The organism is Streptococcus mitis (genome assembly GCF_001579035.1).
Lineage (GTDB): Bacteria > Bacillota > Bacilli > Lactobacillales > Streptococcaceae > Streptococcus > Streptococcus mitis_J.
In genome coordinates, this window is record NZ_KQ970290.1 from 14924 (window position 1) to 26935 (window position 12012).

14 protein-coding genes and 1 pseudogene are annotated in these 12012 nt (G+C 42.8%); 3 read left to right on the forward strand and 12 right to left on the reverse strand.

From position 1 onward, the window contains the following. The 11 genes and pseudogenes from SMIDD26_RS08240 to SMIDD26_RS08290 all read right to left on the reverse strand — a co-directional run. Nucleotides 1–319, reverse strand: a 319-nt coding sequence (locus tag SMIDD26_RS08240) for a biotin carboxylase N-terminal domain-containing protein (protein WP_280630523.1), incomplete at its 3' end; no start/stop codon positions are given. Between the two features lie 11 nt (nt 320–330). Then, complete coding sequence (gene fabZ / locus SMIDD26_RS08245) at nt 331–753, reverse strand: 3-hydroxyacyl-ACP dehydratase FabZ (protein ID WP_000565509.1); 423 nt, start codon at nt 751–753, stop codon at nt 331–333. Further along, the gene (gene accB, locus SMIDD26_RS08250; protein ID WP_061439800.1) at nt 750–1235 is read right to left on the reverse strand and encodes an acetyl-CoA carboxylase biotin carboxyl carrier protein; all 486 of its coding nucleotides are present in this window, start codon (nt 1233–1235) and stop codon (nt 750–752) included. Before accB ends, fabZ begins: the two co-directional genes overlap by 4 nt. 2 nt (nt 1236–1237) lie before the next feature. Continuing rightward, nucleotides 1238–2473: a beta-ketoacyl-ACP synthase II gene (gene fabF / locus SMIDD26_RS08255; RefSeq protein WP_061439801.1), complete on the reverse strand. Its 1236-nt coding sequence runs from the start codon at nt 2471–2473 to the stop codon at nt 1238–1240. Between the two features lie 21 nt (nt 2474–2494). After that, on the reverse strand, nt 2495–3226 hold the full coding sequence (fabG, locus tag SMIDD26_RS08260; protein WP_061439802.1) for a 3-oxoacyl-[acyl-carrier-protein] reductase: 732 nt from the start codon (nt 3224–3226) through the stop codon (nt 2495–2497). A gap of 40 nt (nt 3227–3266) precedes the next feature. Next, on the reverse strand, nt 3267–4190 hold the full coding sequence (fabD, locus tag SMIDD26_RS08265; protein ID WP_061439803.1) for an ACP S-malonyltransferase: 924 nt from the start codon (nt 4188–4190) through the stop codon (nt 3267–3269). After that, nucleotides 4183–5158, reverse strand: a pseudogene (gene fabK, locus SMIDD26_RS08270) (enoyl-[acyl-carrier-protein] reductase FabK). The gene fabD and the pseudogene fabK overlap by 8 nt, the downstream one beginning before the upstream one ends. A gap of 117 nt (nt 5159–5275) precedes the next feature. After that, nucleotides 5276–5500, reverse strand: coding sequence for an acyl carrier protein (locus SMIDD26_RS08275; protein WP_000257838.1), 225 nt, complete (start codon nt 5498–5500; stop codon nt 5276–5278). Between the two features lie 58 nt (nt 5501–5558). Then, nucleotides 5559–6533, reverse strand: coding sequence for a beta-ketoacyl-ACP synthase III (locus SMIDD26_RS08280; RefSeq protein ID WP_061439804.1), 975 nt, complete (start codon nt 6531–6533; stop codon nt 5559–5561). Further along, nucleotides 6533–6967 carry a fatty acid biosynthesis transcriptional regulator FabT gene (locus tag SMIDD26_RS08285; RefSeq protein WP_000386353.1) on the reverse strand — a complete coding sequence of 145 codons (435 nt, stop codon included), beginning with the start codon at nt 6965–6967 and terminating at the stop codon, nt 6533–6535. Before SMIDD26_RS08285 ends, SMIDD26_RS08280 begins: the two co-directional genes overlap by 1 nt. A gap of 93 nt (nt 6968–7060) precedes the next feature. After that, nucleotides 7061–7846, reverse strand: a complete 786-nt coding sequence (locus SMIDD26_RS08290; protein WP_061439805.1) for an enoyl-CoA hydratase — start codon at nt 7844–7846, stop codon at nt 7061–7063. A gap of 209 nt (nt 7847–8055) precedes the next feature. On the opposite strand from SMIDD26_RS08290, the gene SMIDD26_RS08295 reads away from it, so the two are divergent. From SMIDD26_RS08295 to serS, 3 genes are all read left to right on the forward strand, one after another. Then, nucleotides 8056–9420, forward strand: a complete 1365-nt coding sequence (locus tag SMIDD26_RS08295) for an aspartate kinase (protein WP_061439806.1) — start codon at nt 8056–8058, stop codon at nt 9418–9420. A 2-nt stretch (nt 9421–9422) separates the two neighbouring features. Further along, nucleotides 9423–9794: a DUF956 family protein gene (locus SMIDD26_RS08300; RefSeq protein ID WP_000079353.1), complete on the forward strand. Its 372-nt coding sequence runs from the start codon at nt 9423–9425 to the stop codon at nt 9792–9794. A 213-nt stretch (nt 9795–10007) separates the two neighbouring features. After that, the gene (gene serS / locus SMIDD26_RS08305) at nt 10008–11282 is read left to right on the forward strand and encodes a serine--tRNA ligase (protein WP_061439807.1); all 1275 of its coding nucleotides are present in this window, start codon (nt 10008–10010) and stop codon (nt 11280–11282) included. 24 nt (nt 11283–11306) lie between these two features. Here serS and SMIDD26_RS08310 read toward each other — a convergent pair. Further along, a partial coding sequence (locus SMIDD26_RS08310; protein WP_061439876.1) for a TDT family transporter occupies nt 11307–12012 on the reverse strand: 706 nt, incomplete at its 5' end.

Sequence of the window (12012 nt, forward strand, 5' to 3'; positions counted from 1 at the left end):
CAGATGGGCCGATAAACTTGATACCAACTTCTTCACACATGGTCGCAAATTTGGAATTTTCACTGAGAATACCAAAACCGGGGTGAATAGCTTCTGCCTCAGTCAAGACTGCAGCTGATAGAACCGCATTGATATTAAGATAAGACTCTGTTGCCTTGCCAGGACCGATACAAACTGCTTCATCTGCCAAAAGCGTATGAAGGGCTTCCTTATCAGCAGTCGAATAAACCGCCACCGTCGCAATCCCCAATTCACGCGCCGCACGGATAATCCGAACCGCAATTTCACCACGATTGGCAATTAAAATTTTTCGAAACATGGAGAACCTCCTTAGTTCCCTATTGCAAAGGTAAGAGTACCACTAGCTGCAAGCTTGCCATCCACTTCAGCCTTTGCTTCAACCACGGCAATGGTGCCACGACGTTTTACAAAAGTCGCTGTCATAAGCAATTGGTCTCCTGGTACAACCTGCTTCTTGAACTTAACCTTGTCCATACCAGCGTAAAAGACCAGTTTCCCTTTATTTTCAGGTTTTGACAACTCCAACACACCAGCTGTTTGCGCCAAGGCCTCCATGATGAGAACCCCTGGCATAACTGGATATTGAGGAAAATGGCCATTAAAGAAGGGCTCATTGATGGTCACATTTTTGATAGCAACAATGGTATCCTCACTCACTTCCAAGACACGGTCTACTAGGAGCATAGGATAACGGTGGGGAAGGGCTTCTTTGATTCCTTGAATATCGATCATTTGATACGTACCAATCCTTTACCAAATTCAACCATTTCTTCGTTAGAAACGAGAATTTCCGTTACCACACCATCCTTAGGAGCTGGGATTTCATTCATGACTTTCATGGCTTCGATAATCACTAGTGTTTGACCTTTTTTAACACTATCACCAACTGTGACGAAGGCAGGTTTATCAGGACCAGCAGCCAAGTAAGCCACCCCAACAAGTGGGCTCTCTACAACATCTCCCTCAGCAGCCACACTTGCTTCGGCTGGTGCCGAAGTTTCTTCCACTATAGTTTCTGCTGGAGCAGATGTAGGAGCTACTGGACTTGGTGTTGCTAGAACAGGTGCTGGAGTAACTTGAGGTGCAACTTCAGATACAAGTCTCGCTTCATTCTTGCTAAACTGCAACTCATCCGTCCCATTTTTATAAGAAAATTCTCTCAAACTTGATTGGTCAAATTGAGCCATCAAGTCTTTAATATCGTTTAAATTCATACTTATTTATTCTCCCAACGTTTGAAAGCAAGAACTGCATTGTGGCCACCAAAACCAAAAGTATTTGAAATAGCGTATGGAATTTCTTGCTCCAAGCCTTGTCCATAAACGACATTGGCTTCGATATAATCTGATACTTCACTTGTTCCAGCTGTCATTGGTACAAAGTTATGACGCATAGCTTCGATTGTGACGATAGCTTCTACCGCACCTGCAGCACCCAGCAAATGTCCTGTGAATGATTTGGTTGATGATACAGGTACTTCCTTACCAAGAACAGCTACGATCGCACCGCTTTCTCCTTTTTCATTAGCAGGAGTTGACGTTCCATGAGCATTGACATAGGCTACTTGCTCTGGAGAAATCTCAGCTTCCTCCAAGGCTAGTTTGATGGCCTTGATAGCTCCCTGACCTTCTGGATGTGGTGAAGTCATGTGGTAGGCATCACAAGTATTTCCGTAACCAACCACTTCAGCCAGGATAGTAGCGCCACGTTTTTCGGCGTGTTCCAGACTTTCAAGAACCAACATCCCTGAACCTTCTCCCATTACAAAACCATTACGGTCCTTATCAAATGGGATAGACGCACGAGTTGGATCCTCTGTAGTAGAGAGAGCTGTTAGGGCTTGGAAACCAGCAATAGCAAAAGGTGTGATAGAAGCTTCTGAACCACCTACCAACATAACATCTTGAAAACCAAACTTAATGGAGCGGAAGGCATCTCCAATCGCGTCATTTGATGAAGCGCAGGCAGTATTGATGGATTTACAAACACCATTTGCTCCAAAACGCATAGCAACATTTCCTGAAGCCATATTTGGCAAGGCTTTTGGAAGGGTCAATGGTTTCACACGTTTTGGTCCTTTGTCATGGAGGCGAAGCACTTGATCTTCAATTTCCTTGATTCCACCAATACCAGAAGCAACGATAACACCAAAACGATCCTTGTCAAGTGCCTCTACATCAAGACCTGCATGATTAACAGCTTCTTGGGCCGCATACAAGGCATATAAAGAATAGTTATCAAAACGATTGGTATCTTTCTTAACAAAGTATTTATCAAAAGGAAAATCTTGGATTTCTGCCGCATTATGCACATCAAAGTCACTATGATCAAATTTTGTAATTTGACCAATTCCGATTTTTCCAGTTGTCAAACTATTCCAAAATTCTTCTGGTGTATTTCCGATTGGAGATGTCACTCCATAACCTGTTACTACTACGCGATTTAGTTTCATCTTTCTCACCTCTAGCTTTTGCTACATACTGAGGCCGCCATCAATGGCAACCACTTGACCAGTTAGATAATCTTGGCCTGCTAAAAATACTGTCAAATCTGCAACCTGTTCTGCCTGCCCAAATTCTTTCATAGGAATTTGCGCCAGCATGGCATCTTTTACCTTGTCTGATAGAACAGCTGTCATATCGGACTCAATCATTCCAGGTGCAATAGCATTAACCCTGATATTGCGATTGGCCACTTCACGCGCCACAGACTTGGTAAAACCAATCAAGCCAGCCTTAGAAGCAGCATAGTTAGCTTGGCCGATATTTCCCATCAAACCAACAACACTAGACATATTAATGATAGCACCTTCTCTGGCTTTCATCATCGGTTTCAAGACTGATTGTGTCATGTTAAAGGCACCAGTCAGATTCACTTTAAGCACTTTTTCAAAATCTGCTTCTGTCATCTTGAGCATCAGGGTATCTTGGGTAATCCCTGCATTGTTGACCAAAACGTCTACTGAACCCAGCTCTGCAATAGCTTGCTCAACCATGCGCTTAGCGTCTGCAAAATCGGATACATCTCCTGAAATGGGAACCACCTTGACACCGTAGTCTGAAAACTCAGCGAGCAATTCTTCTGAAATTGCACCACGACTGTTTAAGACAATGTTGGCTCCTGCTTGAGCAAACTTGTGGGCAATGGCAAGACCAATCCCACGACTCGAACCTGTAATAAAGATATTTTTATTTTTTAGTTGCATTCTTTTCTCCTGTTTCCTCTTATATTTGTGGGAGAAGGGATTACTCGTTTTCTAGCAAGGCTTCCAAACTCGCCTGATCTTCAACATTAGCTAGTTTAGCCGTTTTATCAATTTTTTTGACAAAGCCTGACAAGACTTTCCCCGGTCCAATCTCGATAAAGTTGGTTACTCCTGCTTCTTGCATAACTGCAATACTTTCATAAAAACGAACTGGTTCCTTGACCTGACGCGTCAAGAGTTGAGCAATGTCTTCTTTTTTCATAACTGTAGCTTCTGTATTGCCGACTAGGAGACAAGTGAAATCTGAAAAACTTACCTGAGCTAGAGTTTCAGCTAGTTTCTGACTAGCAGGCTCAAGGAGAGCGGTATGAAAGGGACCTGAAACCTTAAGAGGAATCAAGCGTTTAGCTCCTGCTTCCTGCAAGAGTTCAACAGCTCGATCAACTGCATCCACTTCTCCACCAATCACGATTTGTGCAGGTGTATTATAGTTAGCTGGAGTAACCACTCCAAGTTCAGAAGCTTTTTGACAGGCTTCCTCAATGACCTCTACTGGTGTATTGAGAACTGCTACCATCTTACCAGAGCCAGCAGGAGCCGCTTCTTCCATATAGGCTCCACGCTTAGCAACCAAGGCTACCGCATCTTCAAAATCCAAGGCACCGCTGGCCACCAAGGCAGAGTATTCTCCAAGAGACAAACCAGCAACCATATCAGGCTGATAGCCCTTTTCTTGCAATAATCGGTAAATAGCAACTGAAGTTGCTAAAATAGCTGGTTGCGTATAGCGAGTCTGATTAAGTTTTTCTTCTTCCGTATCGATAAGATGACGCAAATCATAACCGAGTACCTGACTCGCTTGATCAATCGTTTCTTCGACAATCGGATACTGATCATAGAGATCCCGTCCCATCCCTAGATACTGAGCACCTTGACCAGCAAATAAAAAGGCTGTTTTAGTCATTTCTTACAACTCCTGCCCAGCGAGAGGCTTCTTCTTGAATTTTCTTAGCTGCTCCGTAATACAAATCTTTTAGGATTTCTTCAACGGTTTCTTCTTTGGAAACAAGGCCTGCGATTTGACCTGCCATAACAGATCCACCATCCACATCTCCGTGAACAACCGCTTTAGCTAGAGCACCGGCTCCCATTTGTTCAAAGATTTCTAAATCAGGATTTTCTTGTTTAAAGGCATCTTTCTCAGCTTTTTCAAAATCACGAGTCAATTGATTTTTAATAGCACGAACAGCATGGCCAAAGTGTTGAGCTGAAATCGTAGTATCAATATCTCTAGCTTTTAAAATCTTGGCCTTGTAATTTGGATGTGCATTAGACTCTTTGGCAACGACAAAACGCGTTCCAACCTGAACAGCCTCTGCCCCTAGCATAAAGCCAGCCGCAGCACCCTCACCATCCGCAATCCCTCCTGCCGCAATAACAGGGATAGATACAGCTGCCGCCACTTGACGCACCAAGGTCATGGTTGTTAATTTACCGATATGTCCCCCAGCTTCCATTCCTTCTGCAATAACGGCGTCTGCACCGATTTTTTTCATGCGTTTAGCTAGGGCAACACTTGGTACAACAGGAATAACTGTGATCCCAGCTTCATGGAAGCGTTCCATGTATTTTCCAGGATTTCCTGCGCCTGTTGTCACTACCTTAACTCCTTCCTCGATAACAAGGTCTACAATATCTTCCACAAAGGGAGACAAGAGCATGATGTTGACACCAAAAGGTTTATCCGTTAACGATTTGATCTTGTCAATATTTGCCTTGACGACTTCTTTCGGGGTCATTCCCCCCACCGATAATGCCTAGTCCTCCAGCCTTAGAAACAGCCCCTGCCAAATCACCATCAGCAACCCAGGCCATTCCTCCTTGGAAAATAGGATACTCAATGTTCAATAATTCTGTAATACGCGTTTTCATAGTGCCTCCATCGTTTCTTGCTTACGTAATAGTTCGATACTGTCATAATTTGACAATCAAACTATTGCCTAAACAAGAGGGAGCGGGTTTCCCTACTCCTTCTATCTTCTATTCTGCTTATTTTGTTTGCTCTTCAACGTAGGCAACCAAGTCACCAACTGTTTTCAAGTCATCTTCTGCTTCGATTTGGATATCAAAAGCATCTTCGATTTCTGAGATTACTTGGAACAAGTCCAATGAATCTGCATCCAAATCATCAAAAGTTGATTCAAGTGTTACTTCTGATGCGTCTTTTCCAAGTTCTTCAACGATAATTTCTTGTACTTTTTCAAATACTGCCATGATAGGACTCCTTTAAAATAAATAGTTTTTTATAACAATGTGTTCACCACATGATTACCTAAATTGTAAGAATGAGCGTGCCCCAGGTCAAGCCTCCACCGAAGCCTGATAGCAGAACAGTCTGGCTACCATCTAAAGGGATGAGCCCTTGTTCTACACACTCTGAAAGTAAAATCGGGATACTGGCTGCACTGGTATTACCATATTCCATCATATTAGCTGGAAGTTTGTCTCGGTCAACACCAATTTTTCTAGCCATCTTATCCAAAATACGGATATTAGCCTGATGAAGTAGCAGATAATCCAAGTCTGTCGCCTCTACAGGAGATTCTTCAATAGTCTGTTTGATAGACTTGGCTACATCTCGAATGGCAAAATCAAAGACTGCGCGCCCATCCATCTTCAAAAATGAATCTGCATTTTCTTGATCTGAAAATGGAGAATGCAGGCCTGAATGCCCATAAGTTAGACACTCGCTTCGTGAACCATCGCTATTGAGACTCTCCGCTAGGAAATGTTGCTTATCGCTAGCTTCTAACAAGACGCCACCAGCACCATCTCCAAACAACACAGCTGTTGATCGATCTGACCAATCGACTGCCTTAGAGAGGGTTTCACTACCAATCACCAAGCCTTTTTGAAAGCGACCGGAAGCGATAAACTTTTCAGCAGTTGAAAGAGCAAATACAAATCCACTACAAGCAGCTGTTAGGTCAAAAGCAAAGGCCTTATTAGCACCAATATTGGCTTGAACACGAGCAGCTGTAGAGGGCATCATCGAATCTGGAGTAATAGTAGCTAGGATGATAAAATCCAGCTCTTCCCCTGTGATTTCAGCTTTTGCCATCAGTTTCTTAGCAACTTCCGTAGCCAAATCACTGGTAGATTCTGTTCTTGAAATATGCCTTTGTCGTATTCCCGTCCGACTTGAAATCCACTCATCATTGGTATCCATAATCTGAGCCAAGTCGTGATTTGTAACCACTTGCTCTGGCACATAATGAGCAACCTGGCTTATTTTTGCAAAAGCCATTATTTCAAATCCTCCAAAAATTGATAAAGATTGGTCAAACCTTTGCTCATAACATCAATTTCTTCCTTACTCATACCATCAATGATTTTTTCAACCATGGCCTTGTGGAAGCGTTTATGCAGCCTATGAACCAAGCGACCCTTCTTTGTCAAATGTAGATGCACCACACGACGATCCTGCTCTGAGCGAATGCGTTCAATGTAACCCTTGCGTTCGAGATTATTCAAACTAGTCGTAACTGTCCCAAGAGTCACCATCAACTCTTTTGACACTTGACTTGGTGTCACGTCTGGGAATTTCCCAATCACATCAATCGTATGCATTTCTTTGATGGAGATATCCTTGAAACGACTACCTCTCAAGCTCACTTCCTCAATGACAAGGACATTGTTAAATATAGATGTTAAATATTCGTTAATTCGTTGGTAGTCCATTTTTCATATCCCTCCTTCTCAAAAAAACTTTTACAATCAAAACATTTGACAAGAGAATTATATCAAAGTTCAAAGAATGATGCAAGTATTTTTTTATTTTCCTGTAAATTTAGGTCTTCTTCTCTCAGAATGGGCCCGCACTCCTTCTTTGAAATCCTCTGTTTGAGCTAAGGATTCCTGTAGGTTCAGTTCTAAAGTAGCGTAATCCTGCCAGTCTTTAAATTGGCTCTCCCAAACCAACTTCTTAATGGCTACATAGGAATTACTTGAACCACGTCTTAATTTTTTAAGAAGCTGTTCTCTCGTCTTTTCAAGTTTATCAGCTTCGGAAACACGGTAAACTAGCCCCCACTCCAGAGCTTTTTCTGCGGTCAAAGCCTCTCCTGTCATGGCTAATTGAGTTGCACGCGTCACACCGATACTGCGACTCAAGAGATGAATCCCACCTGCATCTGGAGCCAAACCAACGCCAACAAAGGCTTGGATAAATTTAGCCTTATCCGTTGCCAAACAGAAATCTGCCGCAACAGCCATATTGGCTGCGGCACCTGCAACAGCACCGTCAACCTCCATTAAAACAGGTTTGGCTATTTGTTTGATTTTATAAGAAATCGTATTGACCAACTCTGCGATTTTTGTCAATGATGGAATATCATCCTCATCCACTGCCCGCTTCATCTCTACCAAGTCTCCCCCAACTGAAAAGACTTTGCCATTGGCATTGATTAAGATAAAATGCACAGCCGGATCCTCTTCTGCCAGAGTCAGCGCTTCTAAAATCTCCTCACACATGGGAATATGAAAACCATTTGCGACCTCAGGACGATTTAAGGTAAGGATTGCCAAGTCCTCTTCAAGCTGATAAATAATATGTTCCATCTGGACTCCTTTTTATTTTATAAGCAGTTTAAATTGTTTCATTATCAAAGTATATCTTTTTTAAAACTCGAAAGCAAGAAAAAATCAACCAAAAGTGTCTCAGCCGATAAGAAAGGCTCGCTTTATCCTAGAAAGCATCTTATTTTCTTCATTGAAAAAAGGCTTTCTTTCTGCTATAATCGTATAAAATACTTACTTTAGGAGTTCTTATGAAGGTTGTTAAATTTGGAGGTAGCTCTCTTGCCTCTGCTGGTCAATTAGAAAAAGTTTTAAACATTGTCAAAAGCGATAAAGAGCGTCGTTTTGTAGTCGTTTCTGCGCCTGGTAAACGCAATGCTGAAGATACTAAGGTTACGGATGCCTTGATTAAATACTACCGTGATTATGTTGCTGGTAACGATATTAGCAAGAGCCAAAACTGGATTATCGACCGCTATGCTGCTATGGTTAGTGAATTGGGACTAAAACCAGCTGTGCTAGAAAAAATTTCTAAAAGCATTCGCGCCTTGGCCACTCTTCCTATCGAAGAAAATGAATTTCTCTACGACACTTTCCTAGCAGCCGGTGAAAACAACAATGCCAAATTGATTGCTGCCTACTTTAACCAAAATGGGATTGATGCACGCTATGTTCACCCTCGAGAAGCTGGTATTGTGGTCACAAGTGAACCTGGTCACGCTCGCATTATTCCATCAAGTTATGACAAGATTGAGGAATTGACAAATACAAATGAAGTCCTTGTCATTCCTGGTTTCTTTGGAGTTACCAAGGAAAATCAAATCTGTACCTTCTCCCGTGGAGGATCGGATATTACAGGTTCTATCATTGCTGCAGGGGTTAAGGCTGACCTCTATGAAAACTTTACGGACGTTGATGGTATCTTTGCAGCCCACCCAGGCATTATCCACCAACCACACTCGATTCCTGAGTTGACCTACCGTGAAATGCGTGAGTTGGCCTATGCAGGATTCTCAGTCCTTCACGACGAAGCCCTTCTTCCTGCCTACCGTGGAAAAATTCCTCTAGTTATCAAGAATACCAACAACCCTGACCATCCAGGTACTCGTATCGTTCTAAAACATAGTAGTGATGAATTTCCAGTTGTGGGAATTGCTGGTGACTCAGGCTTTGTCAGCATCAACATGTCTAAATACCTTATGAATCGCGAGGTTGGATTCGGACGCAAGGTTCTGCAAATCCTTGAAGACCTTAACATCGGTTGGGAACATATGCCAACAGGCATCGACGATCTTTCAATCATCCTCCGTTCTCGCGAACTAACTCCTATCAAGGAAGAAGAAATCCTGCGTCAGTTGGTTCAAAAGGCTGAAGTAGACCATGCAGAAATCGAACACGACCTTTCTATCATTATGATTGTTGGAGAAAAGATGAAGAGTCATATCGGAGTAACTGCTACTGCAACTCGCGCTCTATCTGAAAATAAGATCAATATCCAGATGATGTCTCAAGGTTCTAGTGAAGTTTCTATCATGTTTGTTGTCAATAAAGACCAAGAGAAAGCAGCTATTAAAGCCCTCTACAATGCCTTTTTCGGCGAAAGTAAGGAAGACTAATCATGGCCCAATCACTTAATAAAACAGTGCTTCTCAGCACGACAGGCACTTCCTACCTCTCTATCGCTGGAAAAGTTGGGAAATTCCTTGTCGGAGATCAGGCCTTAGAATTTTACCCAGACGTCAATGTCGAACAATTTATCCAGATTCCTTGGGGGCATATCAATCAGATTGGAGCCAATGTCACTGGACGAAAAATCAGTCGCCACTTCGAAGTCTTTACAGACAAAGGAAAATTCCTCTTTGCTTCAAAAGACTCAGGTGCTATTCTCAAAATTGCTCGTGAAAAACTGGGCAATGACAAGGTCGTCAAACTTCCTACCCTGATTCAGACAATTAGCCAAAAATTTAAAAATCTATTTGCAAAAAAGTAGAAACTTTAGTATAATCATAGCAACGGATAAGTAGGTTATCTTCTTCTTTCAGAAAGTCTGCGGGTGCTGCGAGCAGATAGGAGGGATAGGTGAAATTCTACCGTTAGTAACAATTACATACACAATCAAGTGCACACCTGTGAAGTTGGATGGAACCGTGGCTCTGCCACTCCAACGCTTTGTCAGGTGTGCTTTTTTCATAAAGGAGTTCTTATGTTAGATATCAAACGTATTCGTACAGACTTTGATGCTGTCGCAGAAAAATTGGCTACACGTGGTGTCGATGCTGCTGTCTTGAATGAGATGAAAGAAATCGATGCTAAACGTCGTGACATCTTGGTCAAGGTTGAAACTTTAAAAGCAGAACGTAACACAGTTTCTGCTGAGATTGCCCAAGCTAAGCGCAACAAGGAAAATGCAGATGACAAGATTGCTGCCATGCAAAGTCTATCTGCTGAGGTCAAAGCCTTGGATGCTGAATTGGCAGAAATCGATGCTAAATTGACAGAATTTACCACTACTCTTCCAAATATTCCAGCTGACAGCGTTCCTGTTGGGGCTGACGAAGACGACAATGTGGAAGTTCGCCGTTGGGGTACTCCACGCGAGTTTGACTTTGAGCCAAAAGCTCACTGGGATCTTGGTGAAGAGCTTGATATCCTTGATTGGGAACGTGGTGGTAAGGTAACAGGCGCTCGCTTCCTCTTCTATAAAGGCCTCGGTGCTCGTTTGGAACGTGCTATCTACAACTTTATGTTGGATGAGCATGGAAAGGAAGGCTATACGGAAGTCATCACGCCTTACATGGTTAACCATGACTCTATGTTTGGTACTGGGCAATATCCAAAATTCAAGGAAGATACTTTTGAACTCAGCGACAGCAATTATGTTCTTATTCCTACAGCCGAAGTTCCTCTGACAAACTACTACCGTGATGAAATCTTGGACGGCAAAGACCTTCCAATCTACTTCACTGCTATGAGTCCATCATTCCGTTCTGAGGCTGGTTCAGCTGGTCGTGATACTCGGGGCTTGATTCGTTTGCACCAATTCCACAAGGTTGAAATGGTCAAATTTGCCAAACCAGAAGAATCTTATGAGGAATTGGAAAAAATGACAGCCAACGCTGAAAACATTCTTCAAAAACTCAACCTTCCATACCGTGTCGTTGCTCTCTCTACTGGAGATATGGGCTTCTCAGCTGCGAAAACTTACGACTTGGAAGTTTGGATTCCAGCACAAAATACTTACCGTGAAATCTCAAGCTGTTCAAACACAGAAGATTTCCAAGCCCGTCGTGCCCAAATCCGTTACCGTGATGAAGCAGATGGCAAGGTGAAATTGCTCCATACCTTGAACGGTTCTGGACTTGCAGTTGGACGTACAGTAGCTGCTATTCTTGAAAACTATCAAAATGAAGATGGTTCTGTAACCATCCCAGAAGCACTTCGTCCATACATGGGTGGAGCTGAGGTTATCAAACCATAAAAAATAAGGTTTAGCTATTTCTAGCTAGACCTTTTTTCGTAACCAATTCAGATAAGCGCCTAATACAAAGAGCAAAATGATTAGGCAAATAACAGTTTCATCCAGTACCAAATAATCCAAAAATGGAAGTTTCAAGATTCCCTGAGCCATCTTAAGCGAAGTAGCTGTGATAATAGTCGGGAAGGTGAGGGCTGAGAAGGCTGGTTGAAAACCTTGTTTTAAAATATTGGGCAGGCGAGTCAAAACAAAGAAAAAGAAAGATTGGGAAGCCAAGATCATGACAATCAAGACCCAATTCGGTAGGCTAGCTCCTCCAACTCGAACTAGAGAAGCCAAGAGCAGAGAGAAGGGAGCACAGTAGATTCCTTCCTGTCCAAGCAAGGCTAGTGGGAGTGGATGTTTCTTTAAATCGCTATAAATAAGCGGGTAGAGATAGAAGGTTAGGAGAAACCCAAAACTCAAGGTCGCATAGGCAATTTCGATGATACCTACCAGAGGATAAGTCAAGGCAGCCACCGCTATCCCCACATAGAGAACCGTCCAGCTAGGAGTCGCATGAACCCTACGACCTGGACAGGCAAACTTGATGGTGAAATCAGCAATCAAGACCAAGTCCAAGAGAAATGAAAACCACCAGAGCCCTTGCGCTACCAAAGGAAGATGAGGGAATACGCGAAAGACATAAGTTGATAAAATCATCCCAGCCATGGGAAAGGTTGCCATCCCTGAT